General features: G+C 65.0%; 19 protein-coding genes and 2 tRNA genes. 9 read left to right on the top strand and 12 right to left on the bottom strand.

Features of this window, described 5'->3' with window-relative positions; translation table 11 throughout:
• Nucleotides 1–28: 28 nt before the first annotated feature.
• The gene (locus tag ACZI8R_RS09380) at nt 29–1,681 is read right to left on the bottom strand and encodes a DAK2 domain-containing protein (RefSeq protein ID WP_463379666.1); all 1,653 of its coding nucleotides are present in this window, start codon (nt 1,679–1,681) and stop codon (nt 29–31) included.
• 252 nt (nt 1,682–1,933) lie between these two features.
• Between ACZI8R_RS09380 and rpmB the strand changes: the two genes are divergently transcribed.
• Both rpmB and ACZI8R_RS09370 read left to right on the top strand, forming a co-directional pair.
• On the top strand, nt 1,934–2,125 hold the full coding sequence (gene rpmB, locus ACZI8R_RS09375) for a 50S ribosomal protein L28 (protein ID WP_463379331.1): 192 nt from the start codon (nt 1,934–1,936) through the stop codon (nt 2,123–2,125).
• Between the two features lie 110 nt (nt 2,126–2,235).
• Nucleotides 2,236–3,033, top strand: a complete 798-nt coding sequence (locus tag ACZI8R_RS09370) for an enoyl-CoA hydratase/isomerase family protein (protein WP_463379330.1) — start codon at nt 2,236–2,238, stop codon at nt 3,031–3,033.
• Here ACZI8R_RS09370 and ACZI8R_RS09365 read toward each other — a convergent pair.
• Genes ACZI8R_RS09365 through ACZI8R_RS09355 form a run of 3 tightly spaced genes read right to left on the bottom strand, consistent with a single transcriptional unit; the run spans nt 3,030 to nt 5,197 of the window.
• Complete coding sequence (locus tag ACZI8R_RS09365) at nt 3,030–3,701, bottom strand: uracil-DNA glycosylase (protein WP_463379329.1); 672 nt, start codon at nt 3,699–3,701, stop codon at nt 3,030–3,032. The two genes, ACZI8R_RS09370 and ACZI8R_RS09365, sit on opposite strands and share 4 nt — an antisense overlap.
• Nucleotides 3,701–4,222 carry a gamma carbonic anhydrase family protein gene (locus ACZI8R_RS09360; protein WP_463379328.1) on the bottom strand — a complete coding sequence of 174 codons (522 nt, stop codon included), beginning with the start codon at nt 4,220–4,222 and terminating at the stop codon, nt 3,701–3,703. The genes ACZI8R_RS09365 and ACZI8R_RS09360 overlap by 1 nt, the downstream gene beginning before the upstream one ends.
• Nucleotides 4,223–4,231: 9 nt before the next feature.
• Nucleotides 4,232–5,197 carry a thiamine-phosphate kinase gene (locus ACZI8R_RS09355; RefSeq protein WP_463379327.1) on the bottom strand — a complete coding sequence of 322 codons (966 nt, stop codon included), beginning with the start codon at nt 5,195–5,197 and terminating at the stop codon, nt 4,232–4,234.
• Between the two features lie 89 nt (nt 5,198–5,286).
• Between ACZI8R_RS09355 and ACZI8R_RS09350 the strand changes: the two genes are divergently transcribed.
• Nucleotides 5,287–5,859, top strand: coding sequence for a DUF3515 domain-containing protein (locus ACZI8R_RS09350; RefSeq protein WP_463379326.1), 573 nt, complete (start codon nt 5,287–5,289; stop codon nt 5,857–5,859).
• Nucleotides 5,860–5,868: 9 nt separating this feature from the next.
• On the opposite strand, the gene ACZI8R_RS09345 is transcribed toward ACZI8R_RS09350, so the two are convergent.
• The 3 genes from ACZI8R_RS09345 to ACZI8R_RS09335 all read right to left on the bottom strand — a co-directional run bounded on the left by ACZI8R_RS09345 (nt 5,869) and on the right by ACZI8R_RS09335 (nt 9,198).
• A complete protein-coding gene (locus ACZI8R_RS09345) occupies nt 5,869–6,978 on the bottom strand; it encodes a D-alanine--D-alanine ligase family protein (protein WP_463379325.1) in 1,110 nt (369 codons plus the stop codon).
• Between the two features lie 63 nt (nt 6,979–7,041).
• On the bottom strand, nt 7,042–8,196 hold the full coding sequence (locus ACZI8R_RS09340; protein ID WP_463379324.1) for a cystathionine gamma-lyase: 1,155 nt from the start codon (nt 8,194–8,196) through the stop codon (nt 7,042–7,044).
• Nucleotides 8,197–8,199: 3 nt separating this feature from the next.
• Complete coding sequence (locus ACZI8R_RS09335) at nt 8,200–9,198, bottom strand: NAD(P)H-dependent glycerol-3-phosphate dehydrogenase (protein ID WP_463379323.1); 999 nt, start codon at nt 9,196–9,198, stop codon at nt 8,200–8,202.
• A 107-nt stretch (nt 9,199–9,305) separates the two neighbouring features.
• Between ACZI8R_RS09335 and cofC the strand changes: the two genes are divergently transcribed.
• Genes cofC through ACZI8R_RS09320 form a run of 3 tightly spaced genes read left to right on the top strand, consistent with a single transcriptional unit; the run spans nt 9,306 to nt 13,244 of the window.
• Complete coding sequence (gene cofC / locus ACZI8R_RS09330) at nt 9,306–10,049, top strand: 2-phospho-L-lactate guanylyltransferase (RefSeq protein ID WP_463379322.1); 744 nt, start codon at nt 9,306–9,308, stop codon at nt 10,047–10,049.
• Between the two features lie 50 nt (nt 10,050–10,099).
• On the top strand, nt 10,100–12,301 hold the full coding sequence (locus ACZI8R_RS09325; protein WP_463379321.1) for an RNA degradosome polyphosphate kinase: 2,202 nt from the start codon (nt 10,100–10,102) through the stop codon (nt 12,299–12,301).
• Nucleotides 12,302–12,314: 13 nt separating this feature from the next.
• Entirely contained in the window at nt 12,315–13,244 is a 930-nt protein-coding gene (locus ACZI8R_RS09320) for an NUDIX hydrolase (RefSeq protein ID WP_463379320.1), read from the top strand.
• 75 nt (nt 13,245–13,319) lie between these two features.
• On the opposite strand, the gene ACZI8R_RS09315 is transcribed toward ACZI8R_RS09320, so the two are convergent.
• The 3 genes from ACZI8R_RS09315 to leuC all read right to left on the bottom strand — a co-directional run bounded on the left by ACZI8R_RS09315 (nt 13,320) and on the right by leuC (nt 16,253).
• Entirely contained in the window at nt 13,320–14,045 is a 726-nt protein-coding gene (locus ACZI8R_RS09315) for an HU family DNA-binding protein (RefSeq protein WP_463379319.1), read from the bottom strand.
• A 159-nt stretch (nt 14,046–14,204) separates the two neighbouring features.
• Nucleotides 14,205–14,813 (bottom strand): 3-isopropylmalate dehydratase small subunit, encoded by a 609-nt coding sequence (gene leuD / locus ACZI8R_RS09310; RefSeq protein ID WP_463379318.1) that lies wholly within the window; start codon nt 14,811–14,813, stop codon nt 14,205–14,207.
• Nucleotides 14,814–14,840: 27 nt separating this feature from the next.
• Nucleotides 14,841–16,253, bottom strand: coding sequence for a 3-isopropylmalate dehydratase large subunit (leuC, locus tag ACZI8R_RS09305; protein WP_463379317.1), 1,413 nt, complete (start codon nt 16,251–16,253; stop codon nt 14,841–14,843).
• Between the two features lie 126 nt (nt 16,254–16,379).
• On the opposite strand from leuC, the gene ACZI8R_RS09300 reads away from it, so the two are divergent.
• The 3 genes from ACZI8R_RS09300 to ACZI8R_RS09290 all read left to right on the top strand — a co-directional run bounded on the left by ACZI8R_RS09300 (nt 16,380) and on the right by ACZI8R_RS09290 (nt 17,839).
• A complete protein-coding gene (locus ACZI8R_RS09300; protein ID WP_463379316.1) occupies nt 16,380–17,081 on the top strand; it encodes an IclR family transcriptional regulator in 702 nt (233 codons plus the stop codon).
• Nucleotides 17,082–17,103: 22 nt separating this feature from the next.
• Nucleotides 17,104–17,601 carry a pyridoxamine 5'-phosphate oxidase family protein gene (locus ACZI8R_RS09295; RefSeq protein WP_463379315.1) on the top strand — a complete coding sequence of 166 codons (498 nt, stop codon included), beginning with the start codon at nt 17,104–17,106 and terminating at the stop codon, nt 17,599–17,601.
• A gap of 73 nt (nt 17,602–17,674) precedes the next feature.
• Nucleotides 17,675–17,839, top strand: coding sequence for a DUF5302 domain-containing protein (locus tag ACZI8R_RS09290; protein ID WP_463379314.1), 165 nt, complete (start codon nt 17,675–17,677; stop codon nt 17,837–17,839).
• A 53-nt stretch (nt 17,840–17,892) separates the two neighbouring features.
• Here ACZI8R_RS09290 and ACZI8R_RS09285 read toward each other — a convergent pair.
• Both ACZI8R_RS09285 and ACZI8R_RS09280 read right to left on the bottom strand, forming a co-directional pair.
• A tRNA-Glu gene (locus ACZI8R_RS09285) sits at nt 17,893–17,965 on the bottom strand.
• A 75-nt stretch (nt 17,966–18,040) separates the two neighbouring features.
• A tRNA-Gln gene (locus tag ACZI8R_RS09280) sits at nt 18,041–18,112 on the bottom strand.
• Between the last annotated feature and the right edge of the window lie 90 nt (nt 18,113–18,202).

The raw sequence follows: 18,202 nt of genomic DNA, 5'->3' as shown, positions 1-18,202 counted from the left end.
CCTTCCCGAACCACTCGGTCCTGCTCGACTATTCGACACCCAGTTGAAGCAGATCGTCGACCTGTCCGCCGAAGTAGACCATCACTTCCACACCGGGGTGCGTTCGGGTGACGTGGTCGCCGATGTGTTCACCGAGTCCTTCCGGGGCGTGCGCTCCCAGTATCACGGTGACGAGTTCACCGCCGCCACCGAGCGCGACGTCCACCAGTCGGGTACCGGCCGTGACGGCGTCCGTCTCTATCAGGACGACCTCGTGCCCCATCAGGCCGAGGGAGTCCCCCGGCTCACACGTTCCGACGTAGGTCAGCGCACGTTCGGAAGCGACTCGCAGCGAACCCCACCGGGTGGCCGCCGCCGCCTCGGACATCGTGAACGCGTCGTCACCGGCGTCGCGGCTCGGGTCGTGCACCGCGAGTGCTGCGATCCCCTGCACCATCGACGACGTGGCGAGCAACACCACCTCGTGACTCGAGTCGCGGGCCGCTGCGCTCACGGCAACCAACTCCTGCGCGGACAACGCGCCGTTGGGTAGTACCAACACTTCACTGCGTTCGATCTCTCGAATCACACCGAGCAACCGGCCACGGGTGACCGGGGTGTCGCAACGCAGGACGGTCGCGCCTTCGGCTTCGAACAATTCCGCGGCGCCGTCACCCGCTGCCATGGCGATGATCCCCCGCCCACTCCTACGGGGCCGGACACGCACACTCGGAGTCACGAGGCCCTGGTCACGCGCGTCGACGAGAAAACTCGTGATTCGGATTCCGTGCACACGGCCCGCCAGAAGGCCCGCCTCGACAGCGGCGCCGGCATCGGTGCAGTGCACGTGCACGGACCACCCGCCGACTCCGTCGGCGACGATCACGATGGAGTCGCCGAGCGCGCCGAGGTGCACACGCAGGTCCGCCATACGTTCGTCGTCGGAATCGGCGACGAGATACATCACCTCGTAGTCCCGCCCCGAGCGGTCTCGTCCAGCGTGCTCGTGCCCGGTGGCCGCGCACTCGGTGCGTGGTGACAGTTCTCGGGGCGCCGGACGCGTCACGAGGTCGCGCTCGGGCGCTGCACCGTCCATCGACTCGACCAGCGCGTCGAGGATCACGACGAGACCCAATCCGCCGGCATCGACCACCCCCGCCACGCGGAGTACGTCGAGTTGAGTTGGCGTCCGCACCAGGGCTGCAGCCGCCGCGTCCGCCGCCACTCGTGCAGTCGCTGCCGGCCCGGCCCCCTGCGGTGCGGTCGCCGCGGCGTCTGCAGCGCACCTCAGAACGGTGACGATGGTGCCCTCGACCGGCTCGCTGACGGCATCGGCCGCCAGGTTCGAGCCCTGGCGAAGAGCACTGCGCAGGGCGGCGTCGTCGAGCGCGCCTTCGCCCGAAGCCTGCGCGATGCCGCGCAGCACCTGCGACAGGATCACCCCGGAGTTGCCCCTGGCACCCGAAACCGCTCCCCTGGCCAGTGCCACCGCAATCTGATGAGCGTCTCGGGACGGCTGCCCATCGCCGTCCAGTGCGTACTCTTCGGCGGCCGCAGTGGCTGCACGCATCGTCGCCAGCAGGTTCGTGCCGGTATCGCCGTCCGGAATCGGGTAGACGTTGAGATCGTCGATCTCGGCGCATCGCTGCTCCAGTCCTGCCACACACAGGTGAGCCCACCGTCCGAGCAGGCGGCCGTCCATAAGGAAGTCGGCCTGGTCTGCGCCCTGAGCGGGCCGGACCTCTGGGTTCACGAACGTCCTCTCGGCGTGGACCTACGATGGATGAGGCCAGGATATCGCGAGCCGGCGGTGCGCCGCGCAACGGAGGCGATCCATGCCACAGGTGCGAGTTTGGCCAATCCGCTCCTCAACAGCTACTCTTACACGGTTGCCTCGTGGGGGAATACCTCACGAGGACGAAGCACTGTTCACTATCTGAAGGAGTTCGCGACTATGGCTGCCGTCTGCGACGTATGCGCCAAGGGGCCCGGCTTCGGTAAGTCGGTCTCGCACTCGCACCGGCGTACCAATCGTCGCTGGAACCCGAACATCCAGAGCGTTCGCGCCCAGGTTGCTCCCGGAAACACCCGGCGAGTCAACGTGTGCACCTCCTGCTTGAAGGCAGGCAAGGTCGCTCGAGGCTGACACCGTCACCGAGTTTCGAAACTCGAGACACTCACACTGCACCCCACAGCGTTTCGCTGTGGGGTGCAGTGCTGTCCACAGGGCGCATCGTCGTCTGTAATGTGCAGTCCGTGAACTCCATAGATCAACTCTCCAAAGTGACGTACGAAGAAGGTGTCCTGCGGATCGTGATCGCCACCGCGGACAACGGTGCGTCACTCGACTCGGACGGTGTCGCTCAGGGCACGGAGGCGCTCCGCATCCTCGGCAACGACCTGGGCAGTGTGCTCCTGGTCGGCGAGGGACCCAACTTCTGCGCGGGCGGAAACGTACACGGATTCGCTTCTGCACCCGACCGCGGCGCTCACGTCGCCGAGGTCGCCCGAGCGCTGCACGAATTCGTTCGAGCGCTCAGCGAGCTCACTGCACCCGTTGTCGCCGGGGTCCACGGCTGGGCCGCCGGGGCCGGTATGAGTCTCGTGTGCCTGGCAGACATCGCGATCGGTGGCCCGTCCACCAAGCTTCGCCCCGCATACCCTTCCATCGGATTCACCCCCGACGGAGGCATGTCGTGGCTGCTTCCCCGAATCGTGGGAATCTCGCGTGCCCGCGACATCCTCCTCTCCGACTCGGTTCTCGGTGGTGACGAAGCCGTTCGAATCGGCATACTGAGCCGACTCGTGGGCGACGACGTCATCCAGGACGAAGCCTTCCGACTCGCTCGCTCGCTCGCGGCAGGCCCCACCGACGCCTTCGCGGGCATCAAGAAGCTGCTCGCCGCCTCGATCACCAATACGTTGAGCGAGCAGCTCGACGCAGAGACCGCGTCCATATCGGCCGCCGCGGACAGTCCCATCGGGATCGAAGGCGTCGATGCGTTCGTCGAGAAGCGTCGCGCCGACTTCGGTTCGGTGACTCGCAGCAGCTAGGGCAATCGCCAATCGACCGGATCGCCGCCCAACTCTTCGAGCAGGGAGTTGGCGCGGCTGAACGGTCGTGATCCGAAGAAGCCGCGAGACGCCGACAGGGGCGACGGGTGCGCCGATTCGATCACCGGAACATCGCCGAGCATCGGTTTCAACGTCGCGGCATCACGCCCCCAGAGAATCGCCACGAGGGGCTCCGGACGAGCGACGAGCGCCCGGATCGCCTGCTCCGTCACTGCTTCCCACCCCTTCCTACGGTGCGAAGCAGCCTCACCCGGTACGACCGTCAGCACTCTGTTGAGCAGCAGCACTCCTTGGCGGGACCACGGCGTGAGGTCGCCGTTCGACGGCGTGGGAAATCCCAGATCCTTCGAGTACTCGGTGAAGATGTTCCCGAGACTTCGTGGCACGGGCCGAACATCGGGCGAGACCGAAAAGCTCAGCCCCACAGCATGCCCCGGCGTCGGGTACGGGTCCTGCCCGACGACCAGGACCTTGACGTCCTCGAACGGGTGCGTGAAAGCTCTCAGTACGTTGTCACCCGACGGCAGGTACCCCCGGCCCGCGGCGTTCTCCGCACGCAGGAAATCCCCCATCTCGGTGATTCGCCCGGCAACCGGCTCGAGCGCCTGGGCCCAACCGGCGTCCACGACTTCCTTCAGCGGCGTCATCAGTCGAGCCTGCGCAGTGCGTCCCGGTAGTACCCCGCATTCGCGGAGTACATCTGCACATTGAGGTCCACGTGGCCTTCCGGCACCTCGAATCCTTCGCGCACCTTGGCCGGCACCCCCAACGCCATTCGCCTGCTGGGAACCTCGAACTTGAACGGGACGACAGCGCCCGCCCCCACGACTGCTCCCTCGCCTACCACCGCGCCGTTCAGCACGATCGACCCGGACGCGATGAGGCAGTTGTCACCTACCGTGGCACCTTCGACGTGAGCATTGTGGCCGACGACGCAGCCCGCTCCGATCACGGTGGGATCGACGGGCGTGCAATGGATCACCGTGCCGTCCTGAATATTGGTCCGCTCCCCTATCGAGAGGGTCCCGTAGTCACCGCGCAGAACCGCGCCGGGCCACACCGACGCTCCGGCCGCGAGCGTGACGGCACCGATCACCACCGCGTCGGGGTGGACGTAGGCGTCCGGATGGATGTCAGGGGTTCGGTCACCGAGCGCGTAGATAGCCATGCCTGCAACTTATACGGAGAAGCTTTCCCACCCTGCGGCCCCCGTGGCCGGTCGACCGTCCATCGACACTCCGGTACCTTCTCGCACCCGTCCGATCGGAATCCAGCCGGCCGGCAGTTCGGCCGCCACCGGGAACGTCCCGGCAAACGCGTGGTCCTCACCTCCGGTCAGCACCCATTCACGTGGGTCGGCAGCGAGCAACTCTGCGGCCGCAGCGACCTCGGTGTCGGGGTCCAGCCGCGCAGATTCCAGATCCATGCCGACCCCGGACGCCGTGCACAGATGGCCGAGGTCTGCCAGCAGACCGTCCGAGACGTCGGTCATCGAGGTCGCCGATCCTGCGGCCGCCCGCGCTGCCGAATAGGGTGGCGCGGGAACCCGATGCGCGTCGACGAGGCCGGCGAGCCCGTCGGCCCCGGTGTCGGCACCGGCCGTCAACAACGCCAGTCCCGCAGCAGACCGCCCGAGTCCGCCGGTGACCGCGACGACGTCTCCCGCATTCGCACCGGACCGGAGGACCGGATCTGCGCCGCCGAGATCCCCGAGCACGGTTACCGCGACCACCACCTGCTGCGCCTGGACGAGGTCACCGCCGACGACACCGGCCCCGAGTTCTTCGGCGGCCTCGCCCACCCCCGCCGAGATCCCGTCGACGACATCGACCGGTGTGTTCGCAGGGCAACCGATGGACACGAGCAGTGCCGTCGGTTGCGCACCCATCGCAAAGATGTCGGCGGCATTCTGCGCCAAGGCTTTTCGTCCGACCTGATGAGGCGTGGACCAGTCGAACCGGAAGTGTCTACCCTCGACGAGCATGTCGGCGGAGACGGTCACTCTGCCATCCGCGGCACGCACGACCGCGGCGTCGTCACCGGGTCCGAGCAGAGTGCTTGCGGGCTGCTTCCGAGCCGCTGTTGCGCGCCCGATCACACCGAATTCGCCCACCTCCGCCACCGTGCGCGAACGCGGGTCCATGTCGTCGGGCTGGGCATCGATCGGAGAGATGGGGTGCCTCCTACGGTAGATTCGAACAGTCCAGACGATACGACGAACAAGATCCGAGCATGCCCGAGACCGACACATCACAGCCCGAGCAGGACCATCGCCGACATCCGGCCCTCATTGCCACCGCCGTGGCAATCCCCGTCGCCCTTGTCGTCGCGGTCCTCGTTGCGGCCTTCCTCGCCGGCCGCGACCCCATCCGCGAACCGGTGTCGCTGGGAACAGTGCCCGCGCCCGCCGCAGGTACCCCCGAGTGCGCGGCACTCGTGGAAGCCCTGCCCGACAACCTGGGCGACCTCGAACGAGGCGAACTGGCCCAGCCTGCGCCCGAATCCGCCGCTGCCTGGCAACCGGTCGAAGGCGATCCCGTCGTTCTGCGCTGCGGGGTCGACCGGCCGGTGGAGTTCGATCAGGCCGCGCCGCTTCAGGTTATCGACGGTGTGCAGTGGTTCGAGGTCTCGGGCGCCGAGATCGGACTCGAGTCGAGCACCTGGTACCTGGTCGACCGCGGCGTCTACGTCGCACTGACCGTGCCCAACGGTTCTGGGCCGACACCGTTGCAAGAGATGTCCGCCGTGGCCGCGAAGACCCTGGAAGCGCGACCGCTCGATCCGGCACCGCTCCCCGGGTCCTGACCGGCCGCTCTACCTCAGACCGGTCCCGCGAGCCAAGGCCGTGTCCACCAGTGTCGACACGAGCGTCGGGTAATCGACTCCGGCCGCATCCCACATACGCGGATACATCGAGATCGCGGTGAACCCTGGCATCGTATTGATCTCGTTGATGACGGGTCCGTTCTCCGTGACGAAGAAGTCGACGCGGGAGAGGCCCTGGCAGTCGAGTGCGCGGAAGGCCTCGACCGCCAGCTTGCGAATCTCGTCGCTGACGTCGTCGTCGAGTTTCGCCGGAACGTCGAACTCGCAGATGTCGTCGAGGTACTTCGTGTCGAAATCGTAGAACGCGGAGTCGTCGTCGCGACTCGACTCGGGCATCTTGATCTCGGCGACCACGCTCGCGCGAACCGAACCGTCGGGGAACTCGAGCACCCCGCACTCGACCTCGCGGCCGACGATCCCCGATTCGACGATCACCTTCGGATCGTGCAACCGCGCGTGGGCGACGGCTTCGTCGAGTCCCGACCAATCCGCAACCCGTGTGATCCCGATCGACGAACCGCCTCGGGCCGGCTTCACGAAGACGGGAAGTTCGAGGCCGTCCTTCTGTTCCTGCGTGAGTGTTCTCGTGCCGGGGCGCAAGACGACCTGGTGTCCTACGGGCAGGTTCTCGGCGGCGAGCAGCTTCTTGGTGAACTCCTTGTCCATCCCGGCCGCGCTCGCCAGCACTCCCGGACCCACGTACGGAACCTCGGCAAGTTCGAGAAGGCCCTGCACCGTGCCGTCCTCGCCGTACGCGCCGTGCAGTACGGGGAACACGACGTCGACCGAGGCCAGGACCTTGCCCGCCTCACCGTCACTGAGCGACACGAGCGCGCCCTGCCTGGTCGGATCCGCGGTCAGGGCCAGTTCGCTACCGCCGGGCTGCACGCTCGGCATGGTGCGGTCGCGAATCGCGAGCGCCTCCGGATCCGTCGACCCCAGCATCCAGCTGCCGTCCCGGGCTATGCCGACAGGCACCACTTCGTAACGGGAGGGGTCGAGATTGGTCAGGACACTTCCAGCCGATACGCAGGAGACCGAATGCTCGCTACTGCGTCCGCCGAAGACGACGGCGACCCTGATACGCGGTTCACTCACGAGACAAACCGTACCGGTCACCGCAGGTAGCCACCGACCCCACCGCCCGATTGCCGACGCGGCTCACAGTGCGCCTAGTGCGGCCTCGAGATCCGAGACGAGGTCATCGGTGTCTTCGATGCCGCACGAAAGCCGCACGAAGCCCTCCGGGACCGGATCGCCCCACCGGGCGCGCCGGTCGACGGTGGTGTGAATCCCACCGAAGCTCGTCGCCGCGATCGGTAGTTCGGCAATCTCGACAAGGCGGTGGAATTCGGCTGCGGAGTCCAGCTCGAACGTGACCAGTCCCCCGAATCTGCGCATCTGTTGCGAGGCGACTGCGTATGACGGATCCGCTTCCAGCCCCGGGTAGCGAACGCGCCGGGCTTTCGGGTGCGCGGACAACATCTGTGCGACAGCGAGGGCGTTCGCACATTGCCTCTCGAACCGGAGTCCAGCGGTGCCGAGGCTACGGTGCGCGAGCCACGTCTCGAAGGGGCCGAGAACGGTGCCCGAGAACAGGCGCTCCCTCCCTATCCGGCCGAGCAATGTGGCGTCGGACAGCGCGATGTACCCCATCAACAGGTCACTGTGTCCGCTCAGCGCCTTGGTGCCGCTGGCAACCACCACATCGGCTCCGAGCGCCAGCGGCTGTTGCCCCAACGGGGTTGCCGTCGTGTTGTCCACGACCAGCAGTGCTTCCGATCGAGTGCACAAATCCGACAGGGCACGCAAATCCACCACGTCGAGCGACGGGTTGGCCGGTGTCTCGGCCACCACGACCACTGGGCCCTCCGCACCGGCTATCGCCGTCTCGGCGGAAGGCGACAGCATGTCGGCGGTGGCGAACTCGTGCACGGTCACCCCGAACGGCTCGAGCATCTCGCGGGCATACGCGCGCACCTGGTAGTAGCCGTCGGAAGGAACGATCACGGTGCCGCCCGTGGCAAGCAACGTCCGCAGCGTCACGGTGATCGCGGACATCCCGGATCCCACAAGCAGCGCTCCGGTCGCGCCCTCGAGTTCGGCCAAGGCGGCTTCCAGTTCCCGCCAACCCGGATTGGACGCGCGCGCATACGTATCGGACTCCGAGCCTTCGTCCGGAGAGAGCTGGTAGGGCGCCGCCGGCACCGGCCCACGCTGCATCGGCTCCCCGGGCGCGTGCGGAGCGGCAACAGCCTTGACGCAGCGTGTGGAGTCGCCGAACGTGCTCTCCGGTTCACCGCCGGTGAGATGCACCTTCTACTCCGGCTTCGTTCGGCGTCCGAGCAACTGTCCGATCGCTTCCTCGACGTCGAGGCCGTCGTGGCACACGCGGTGCACTGCCTCTGTCAGCGGCATCTCGACGTCGAACCCCGTCGCGAGCGCGCGGACCGACGTGCAGGACTTCACGCCTTCCGCGACCTGGCCGTTGGTGGCGGCCTGGGCACTTTCGATCGAACCGCCTTGGCCGAGACGCTCGCCGAAGGTCCGATTACGAGACAGTCGCGACGTGCAGGTGGCGACGAGGTCACCGACGCCGGCCAGGCCGGAGAGGGTCGCCGGTTTCGCGCCGAGTGCCACGCCGAGCCGGGTGACTTCTGCCAGACCGCGGGTGATGATCGAGGCGGTGGTGTTCTCGCCGAGTCCGGTTCCCGCGGCCATTCCGCATGCCAGTGCAATCACGTTCTTGCAGGCACCTCCCACCTCGCAGCCGATGACGTCCGAGTTCGTGTACGGCCGGAAATAGCGTGTGGCGCAGTCTTTCTGAACTGCCAGCGCACGCGTCGAATCGGTGCACGCGATCACCGTCGCGGACGGCTGCCCCAATGCGATCTCGCGTGCCAGATTCGGCCCCGACAGAACGGCGATCCGATTCGAATCGGCGCCGGTGACCTGACCGATGACCTGACTCATCCGCATCAGTGTCCCGGTCTCGATTCCTTTCGCGAGGCTCAACAGGGTCGCGTCCGCGGGCAAGGAGTCCTTCCAGGACTCCAGATTCGCTCTCAGCGATTGGGAAGGCACCGCCAATACCACGAGTTCCGCATCCGCCAAGGCCTCGCTGTGGTCGGCGGTGGCCGTCAGACCGGGAGGCAGCACGACGCCGGGCAGATAGGCGGCATTCTCGTGACGGCTCACGATCGAGTCCGCTACCTCGGGCCGCCGTGCCCACATGGTGACATCGGTGCCCGCATCGGCCAGAACCTTCGCGAAGGCCGTCCCCCACGACCCTGCACCCAATACCGCTGCCTTGGTCACGTCGGCCCCTCACCTCTATCGACGATTGTGTTCTTCCAACACTATCGTTCACTGTCACAGTCCGGCAGGGTGAGGCGCACGCGAACAGACCTGGCAGGATTGTCCACATGAGCACCGGCGCTGGCGCGAAGACACGTGCGCACGAGCCGCACGTGCACGTCCTCGTTGCGGTGAAGGATCTGGCGGTCGCGAAAACTCGTCTTGCCGAGTTCGTCGGCGCATCTGCGCGGACCGAACTCGTGCTGTCGATGCTCCACGACACCTTGTCCGTGGTCCGAGCCACCTCGGCGGTATCGGGAGTCACGGTCGTCACCCCCGACGAGGCGGTGGCCGAGCTCGCCCGAAGCGTCGGCGCGCACGTGTATCCGGACCCGCTGCCCCGGTCCGACGCTTCCCGTCATCCGATCGGTGTGCGACACGACGAGCCGGAACGCGGCCTCAATTCGGCCCTCGCTGCGGCCGCAGACCATGTACGGCGGCTCGATCCTTCGACGGACCTCGTTGCACTGCAAGCCGATCTACCGTCGATTCGGGTTGACGAACTCGCGACAGCACTTGCCGCAGCGCGCGCACATTCTCGTTCGATGATCGTCGATCGGCACGGCACCGGGACCGCGGCGTTGTTCTCGTGTGATCCGACCGCAGAACTGCGGCCCTCCTTCGGCCCGAGCTCGGCAAGGCGACATCTCGAATCGGGAGCGCACCCACTCGACGGAGACTGGCCGGGACTACGCACGGACGTCGATACCGAGCCCGACATCGCGGCTGCAACGGAACTCGGTGTCGGCCCCGCCACCGCCGGGGTCCTCGCCGGACTCTCGTCGAGTTCGGCGCCCGAGTCACACCGGTGATTTTTCGCGCATGATTGTCCGCTTCTCGGATTGTGAGGGATGATCGTGGGGTGAGCAACACTGAAGCACTCGGCCGGCACACCGACCAGAAGCCAGAGTCCGACGCCGGATCCCCGAACGGGTCGCATTCGCGGTCGAACATCCCCACCGCACCCCCCGCTGCAACGAACGGAATCACGAACGCGCTGTCGGACGGCGTGGCTTCGGATCGTTACCTCAACCGCGAATTGAGCTGGTTGGACTTCAATTCACGAGTCCTTGCCCTCGCCGAGGACACGTCGCTCCCGCTGCTCGAACGCGCGAAGTTCCTGGCGATCTTCTCGTCCAATCTCGACGAGTTCTTCATGGTTCGGGTGGCCGGTCTGAAGCGCCGCGACGAGACCGGTCTCTCCGTGCGGTCCGCAGACGGTCTGTCACCCCGCGAACAGCTGGCGCTCATCAATACTCGAACCCAGGAGATTTCCAGCAAGCACGCTCGGGTCTTCATGGATTCCGTTCGGCCTGCCCTCGCTGCCGAAGGGATTTCGATCGTTCGCTGGCAGGACCTCACCGCCGAAGACCACGAGCGCCTGTCCGCACATTTCATCGATCAGGTCTTTCCGGTGCTCACCCCACTGGCCGTCGACCATGCGCATCCCTTCCCGTACATCAGTGGCCTCAGCCTCAATCTCGCGGTGACCGTCAAGGACTCCGCTACCGGAGGTGAGCACTTCGCCAGAGTGAAGGTGCCGGACAACGTCGGAAGGTTCGTCCGCGTACGCCGTAACGACACTCCGTCTTCGATCGACGCATTCCTTCCGATGGAAGAACTGATCTCCGCACACCTCGACGTGCTGTTTCCCGGTATGGAGATCGTGGAGCATCACGCGTTCCGCATTACCCGTAACGCGGATTTCGAGGTCGAGGAGGATCGCGACGAGGACCTGCTGCAGGCCCTCGAACGTGAGCTCGCACGGCGCCGTTTCGGTTCGCCGGTCCGACTCGAGGTCGCTGACGACATGACCGATCACATGCTCGAGTTGTTGCTGCGCGAACTCGACGTCGATCCCGGCGACGTCATCCAAGTGTCCGGTCTACTCGACCTCTCATGCCTCTGGCAGGTGTACGCGGTGGATCGCCCGGCCCTCAAGGACGCTCCGTTCGTTCCGGCCACCCACCCGGCATTCGGTGAACGCGAGACACCCAAGAGTGTCTTCTCCACCCTGCGCGACGGCGACGTTCTCGTTCAACACCCGTACGATTCGTTCTCCACCAGTGTTCAGCGCTTCATCGAACAGGCCGCGGCGGACCCCCAGGTGCTCGCGATCAAGCAGACGCTCTACCGCACCTCCGGTGACTCACCCATCGTCAACGCTCTGATCGACGCGGCGGAGGCCGGCAAACAAGTTGTCGCACTTGTGGAGATCAAGGCACGTTTCGACGAGCAGGCGAACATCAAGTGGGCGCGCAAACTCGAACAGGCCGGCGTGCACGTCGTCTACGGTCTCGTCGGGCTCAAGACCCACTGCAAGACGTGCCTCGTGGTTCGCCGAGAAGGTTCCACGATCCGTCGGTACTGCCACATCGGTACCGGCAACTACAACCCGAAGACAGCCCGCCTCTACGAGGACGTGGGTCTGCTGACGGCAGCGCCGGAGATCGGCGCGGACCTCACGGATCTGTTCAACTCGCTGACCGGATACTCGCGAAAGTCGAACTATCGAAATCTGCTCGTCGCTCCTTACGGCGTGCGGAAGGGCATCATCGAGCGCATCGACGCGGAGGTGGCCGCCAAGAAGCAGGGGCGCGATGCGCGGATTCGGTTGAAGGCCAACGCTCTGGTGGACGAACAGGTCATCGACGCGCTGTACCGCGCCTCTGATGCCGGCGTACCGGTGGAGATCGTGGTTCGCGGAATTTGCGGTCTCAGGCCCGGTGTTCCGGGACTGAGCGAGAACATCGAGGTCCGATCGATCCTCGGACGATTCCTCGAGCACTCGCGCATATTCCACTTCCAAGCTTCGGACGAGTTCTGGATCGGCAGCGCGGACATGATGCACCGCAATCTCGATCGCAGGGTGGAAGTCATGGCCCAGGTGAAGGATCCGCGACTTGCCACACAGTTGAGCGACATCTTCGATTCGGCGCTCGATCCCACGACTCGCTGCTGGGTTCTCCAGCCCGACGGCGGCTGGGTTGCTGCCCCCGCCCGCGGCGAAGAAGTCAGAGAACATCAAGAAGCGCTCATGCGCAGCCGGACGAACGCCGGATAACGGGTCACCGAACATGTCGTCGAACAAGCCGTTCAAGGCAAATGTCTTCGCCGCGGGCGCCGTCGTCTGGCGCAAGTCGCCGAGTCGACCGGACGAGGTAGAACTCGCGCTGGTTCACCGCCCCAAGTACGACGATTGGTCTTTCCCCAAGGGCAAGCTCGACCCTGGTGAGACCGAATTGGTCGCCGCGATTCGCGAAGTGAGCGAAGAGACCGGAATGACGATTCGCACCGGTCGCCACTTGGGCTCCGTGTCCTACCCCGTTCCCGGGCATCGCCTCCGCAAGCGGGTCGAATACTGGAACGGCGAGGCGGTTTCCGGAGAATTCGTTCCGAATTCCGAGGTCGACGTACTCCGGTGGTTGCCGGTGCACGAGGTGCCTGATCAGTTGTCGTATCCGATGGACCGACAGATTCTTCGTCGTTTCGAGTCTCTGCCGGCGGATACCGCCACCGTCCTCGTTGTCCGGCACGCCAAGGCCGGATCCAAGAAGCGATACAAGGGTGACGACACCAAGCGTCCTCTCGACAGCAAGGGGCGTCTGCAAGCCGACGCCCTCACCGCCCAGCTCCGCGCGTTCGGTGCGTCGTCCGTGACCTCGGCCGATCGCACGCGGTGCATCCAGACGGTCCAGCCGTTCGCCGATTCCGAAGGCATCGAAATCCACACGGATCCGCTGCTTTCCGAGGAGGGTTTCGCGGCGGACCATGCGGGTACCCGCACCCTCGTACGAAAGATCGCGTCCAACGGTGGCGTACCCGTGATCTCGAGCCAGGGCGGGGTGATCCCCGACCTGCTTTCGTGGTGGGCCGACGCGGACGGAATCGAGTTGCCGCCCGCGAGAAATCGTAAAGCAAGTATGTGGGTGCTCTCGCTGTCCGGCGGACGGTTGTGCGCCGCGGACCATATCGACAGTCCATTGCCGGTGAAGAGAGCGAACTGAACGAGCCCGCCAGGAACCGAATTCGGCGCCGGCGACGCGTCATCGCGTTGCCGGCGCCGAATTTCGACCGAAGGACTACTTCCGCCGTGCGGAAGTCTTCTTTGCCGCCGTCTTCTTGGCCGGAGCCTTCTTGGCGGGGGCCTTTGCCGCAGTCTTCTTTGCGGTGGTCTTCTTGGCCGGAGCCTTTGCCGCAGTCTTCTTTGCGGTGGTCTTCTTGGCCGGAGCCTTTGCCGCAGTCTTCTTTGCGGTGGTCTTCTTGGCCGGGGCCTTAGCTGCAGTCTTCTTTGCGGTGGTCTTCTTGGCCGGAGCCTTTGCCGCAGTCTTCTTCGCAGCGGTCTTGGCCGGAGCCTTCTTTGCCACCGTCTTGGTAGCGGTGGTCTTCTTGGCGGGAGCCTTTGCCGCAGTCTTCTTCGCGGTGGTCTTCTTGGCAGCCGCCTTCTTTGCCGCTGTCTTCTTCGCAGCCGTCTTCTTGGCAGGTGCAGCCACACCACGCTTCACAGCGGGCCCGGAGGACGGAAGCTTCTGGCCGCCAGCGATAACGGCTTTGAACTGAGCGCCGGGGCGGAAGGCCGGGACCGACGTCGGCTTGACCTTCACGGTCTCACCGGTGCGCGGATTGCGTGCCACACGCGCGGCACGGCGGCGCTGTTCGAAAACTCCGAATCCGGTGATCGTGACGCTCTCGCCGCGGTGAACGGCTCGAACGATCGTGTCCACCACATGTTCGACGGCGTCCGTCGCTGTCCGCCTGTCCGACCCCAGTTTCTCGGTCAGAACATCGATGAGCTCTGCCTTGTTCATTGAAATTCCTCCGCAAACTAATGGTCCTTTTTCGGACCGACTACGAACCACGGTAAACCCGAATACGGCAAGAGTCTATGTGCCACGCCAATTCTCATTGGGCGTGGCGCCAATTACATGGACTCGAATGGCGTCGGATTCGACCGCAGTCGTAGCGTTTCAGTTCGCGTCGACCCTCCCCGGGAGGGTCTCTGGTTTCCATGAAGGCCTTGACTTTTCGAACTCGGAAATCGCTTCTACCTGGCGCAATGTCAGGCCGATATCGTCCAGACCTTCCAATAGACGCCATCTCGTGTAGTCGTCAATGTCAAAGCGCACCACAGTTGTTCCGGCCGTCACAGTCCGGTTTTCGAGATCGACGATCAATTCGAGACCTGGTTGCTCGTCGAGCAATTTCCACAGCAGTTCCACGTCCGGCTGGTCCACCTGGGCGGCGAGCAAGCCTGCCTTACCGGCGTTCCCCCGGAAGATATCGGCGAAGCGCGAAGCGATCACGACCCGAAACCCGAAGTCCGATAGCGCCCATACCGCATGCTCGCGAGACGATCCCGTACCGAAGTCAGGACCGGCGACCAACACCGAGCCCTTGTCGTACGGCGCGACATTGAGAATGAATTCGGGATCGCCCCGCCATGCTGCGAACAGCCCGTCCTCGAATCCCGTGCGTGTCACCCTTTTCAGGTAGACCGCCGGAATGATCTGGTCGGTATCGACGTTCGAGCGCCGGAGCGGAACACCGATCCCTTTGTGCGTGATAAAGGATTCCATCGAAATATCTCCTAAATTCCTCGGGTCCTAGACCAGATCCGACGGTGCCGACAACGTTCCGCGAACCGCGGTGGCCGCGGCCACCAAGGGCGAGACGAGGTGCGTGCGGCCGCCTTTGCCCTGCCGGCCTTCGAAGTTGCGGTTGGAGGTCGACGCCGAACGCTCCCCCGGCGCGATCTGATCGGGGTTCATTCCCAGGCACATCGAGCAGCCCGCCTGACGCCACTCGGCACCTGCGGCGACGAACACCTCGCCCAGACCTTCTTCTTCCGCCTGAGCGCGCACTCGCATCGAACCGGGCACGACCAGCATTCGGACACCTTCTGCCACATGACGTCCACGAAGGACCTCGGCGACCGCTCGCAGGTCCTCGATTCGGCCGTTCGTGCACGAGCCGACGAACACGGTGTCCACTCCGACCTCACGCAGCGGCGTTCCCGCTTCGAGTCCCATGTAGGCCAACGCCTTCTCGGCCGAGTAGCGCTCGCTCTCGTCGACGATGTCGGCCGGGTCCGGAACCTTCTCCCCCAGCGGCAGCCCCTGCCCCGGGTTGGTGCCCCAGGTGACGAACGGGGTGAGGTTCGATGCGTCGATGTGGACCTCGTTGTCGAAGACCGCACCGTCGTCCGTCTTCAGTTGTTCCCAGGCGACCACTGCTGCATCCCAGTCGGCACCCTGCGGCGCGTGCGGGCGACCCTTGACGAATTCGTACGTCACTTCGTCCGGCGCGATCATGCCGGCGCGAGCGCCGGCCTCGATCGACATGTTGCAGATCGTCATCCGCGCTTCCATGGACATCTTTCGGATGGCCTCGCCCCGATATTCGAGAACATAGCCCTGTCCACCGCCGGTCCCGATCTTCGCGATGACAGCGAGGATGAGGTCCTTACTGGTGACGCCGGGCGACAATTCGCCGTCGACCGTGATCGCCATGGTCTTGAACGGCCGCAACGACAGTGTCTGGGTCGCCATCACGTGTTCGACCTCGCTCGTACCGATACCCATTGCCAGCGCACCGAATGCACCGTGCGTGGAGGTATGACTGTCGCCGCACACGACGGTCATCCCGGGTTGCGTCAGCCCCAGCTGCGGACCCACGACGTGGACGATGCCCTGATCGATGTCCCCCATGGGATGCAGACGAACACCGAACTCTTCGCAATTGCGGCGCAGGGTGTCGACCTGTGTCTTCGAAACCGGGTCCGCGATCGGCTTGTCGATGTCGACCGTGGGAACGTTGTGGTCCTCGGTGGCAATGGTGAGGTCTGGACGGCGCAGGCCACGACCTGCCAGGCGCAGACCGTCGAACGCTTGTGGACTGGTCACCTCGTGGACGAGATGGAGGTCGATGTAGATGAGGTCGGGGCTGTCGCCTTCGCCACGGACGACGACGTGGTCGTCCCAGACCTTCTCGGCGAGGGTGCGTGCTTTCTCTGCCATCTGTTCCACCTCTGTACGTGAACTGGTGTGCGCAATCTTCGTGTCGTCGCAACTCTCTTCTCGGGATGCCCACATCGAGTGCCGCGTGCGCTATGATCCCAATATGCGAGAAGTTGGTATCGACCTATGAGACAGCATAGCGGCATCGGAGTCCTCGACAAAGCCATGGGCGTATTGCACGCGGTCGCCGAGGAGCCCTGCAGCCTCACCGAACTGTGCGGACGAACCGGACTTCCGCGCGCGACTGCTCATCGCCTCGCCGTCGGTCTCGAGGTCCATCGCCTACTCACCCGCGACAACGACGGCTTGTGGTGCCCCGGCCCCGGATTGGCCGAGTTGGCCGCCACCGCCAACGATCCTCTCGTCTCCGCCGCCGCGCTCGTTCTTCCGCGACTCCGCGAGATCACCGGGGAAAGCGTCCAGCTGTACCGCCGCGAAGGCACACAACGCATCTGCATCGCGTCGATGGAGCCTCCTGCGGGCCTTCGCGACACCGTACTCGTCGGTGCACGCCTTCCCATGACTGCGGGCTCCGGCGCAAAAGTCCTACTGGCCTGGGCCGACCCACAGACGCAGCGCGCGGTACTCCCCGAGGCCTCGTTCGGCGAGCGCGTGCTCCTCGAAGTACGCCGTCGCGGGTGGGCTCAGAGCGCGGCCGAACGCGAACAGGGCGTCGCCAGTGTCGCGGCACCTGTCCGAGACTCGAACGGCGCGGTGATCGCGGCGATCTCCGTCTCCGGACCCATCGACCGAATGGGTCGCCGACCGGGCGCCCGCTGGGCGGCGGATCTCCTCGCCGCAGCGGAGGCACTACACAAACGTCTCTGAATCGACGAACAGGAGCAAGGCCTTGGGAAACAATCAACGCGCTCAGATCACGATGAGCGAAGACGAGATCACCAACTTCATCGCACGCAGCCGAGTCGCCACCATGGCGACCATCGGAAAGACGGGGACCCCTCACCTCGTCGCCATGTGGTACGCGGTGGTCGACGGCGAGATCTGGTTCGAGACCAAGTCGAAATCGCAGAAGGCAGTGAACCTTCGCCGAGACGACCGCATGACGCTGATGATCGAGGACGGCGACACCTACGATTCGCTGCGTGGCGTCGCGATCGAAGGACGAGGCGAAATCGTCGACGACCCCGAAGCCGCATTCGCCGTGGGCGTCAGCGTGTGGGAGCGCTACACGGGCCCGTACAGCGACGACCTTCAGCCCGCAATCGAACAATTGCTGCACAATCGCGTGGTCGTCCGCCTGATTCCGGAGCGCACCCGCTCATGGGACCATCGCAAGCTCGGCATCCCGGCAATGCCGATTGCCGGCGACACCGCGCACCACCGATAGGGCGCAAAGAAATCACGGGCCATTCCCGGGTACGCGGCGTAGTTTCGATACACACCGTTATCGAGGAGGCATCGTGACCGAATCAAGCGACGATACGAAGCAAAAGTTCCGCGAGGCACTGGAGCGCAAGAATCACCAGGATTCACATTCCGTGGATCACAAGGATTCGCACACCAAGATCCACGACGCGCACGGCCCCGCAGACCACAAACGCGACTTCCGCCGCAAGACCGGATAGCCACGCCGAAACGAAGAAGTCCTCCGATCATCGATCGGAGGACTTCTTCTTTGTAGCCCCGACGGGATTCGAACCCGCGCTACCGCCTTGAGAGGGCGGCGTCCTAGGCCGCTAGACGACGGGGCCAGGACTTCTATTTCTCTTGGAAGCTCGGCAAGCTTAGCTCGCTGAGGTTCGGTCTCAAAATCGACCGAATTTCCGCTGGGGTACCAGGACTCGAACCTAGAATGGCGGTACCAGAAACCGCTGTGTTGCCAATTACACCATACCCCAATGGCCGTGCTCGATTCGCTCGGCGTAAACGCTTCGCGGACCGCCTCGGGCCGAAGAAGAGATTACCAGCCCCCCGGTGTGGTTTACCAA

Source organism: Rhodococcus huquni (genome assembly GCF_055231055.1).
The sequence above is the reverse complement of the archived record's forward strand: the minus strand, read 5'-3'. Positions and strand labels throughout refer to the sequence as shown.

Coding starts and splice junctions, on each gene's coding strand:
- ACZI8R_RS09350 (WP_463379326.1), top strand. CDS start 5,287: ATGCCCGAGACCGACACATCACAGCCCGAGCAGGACCATCGCCGACAT.
- rpmB (WP_463379331.1), top strand. CDS start 1,934: ATGGCTGCCGTCTGCGACGTATGCGCCAAGGGGCCCGGCTTCGGTAAG.
- ACZI8R_RS09360 (WP_463379328.1), bottom strand. CDS start 4,222: ATGGCTATCTACGCGCTCGGTGACCGAACCCCTGACATCCATCCGGAC.
- cofC (WP_463379322.1), top strand. CDS start 9,306: ATGAGCACCGGCGCTGGCGCGAAGACACGTGCGCACGAGCCGCACGTG.
- ACZI8R_RS09365 (WP_463379329.1), bottom strand. CDS start 3,701: ATGACGCCGCTGAAGGAAGTCGTGGACGCCGGTTGGGCCCAGGCGCTC.
- ACZI8R_RS09355 (WP_463379327.1), bottom strand. CDS start 5,197: ATGGACCCGCGTTCGCGCACGGTGGCGGAGGTGGGCGAATTCGGTGTG.
- ACZI8R_RS09320 (WP_463379320.1), top strand. CDS start 12,315: ATGTCGTCGAACAAGCCGTTCAAGGCAAATGTCTTCGCCGCGGGCGCC.
- ACZI8R_RS09380 (WP_463379666.1), bottom strand. CDS start 1,681: ATGGACGGCCGCCTGCTCGGACGGTGGGCTCACCTGTGTGTGGCAGGA.
- leuC (WP_463379317.1), bottom strand. CDS start 16,253: ATGGCAGAGAAAGCACGCACCCTCGCCGAGAAGGTCTGGGACGACCAC.
- leuD (WP_463379318.1), bottom strand. CDS start 14,813: ATGGAATCCTTTATCACGCACAAAGGGATCGGTGTTCCGCTCCGGCGC.
- ACZI8R_RS09300 (WP_463379316.1), top strand. CDS start 16,380: ATGAGACAGCATAGCGGCATCGGAGTCCTCGACAAAGCCATGGGCGTA.
- ACZI8R_RS09315 (WP_463379319.1), bottom strand. CDS start 14,045: ATGAACAAGGCAGAGCTCATCGATGTTCTGACCGAGAAACTGGGGTCG.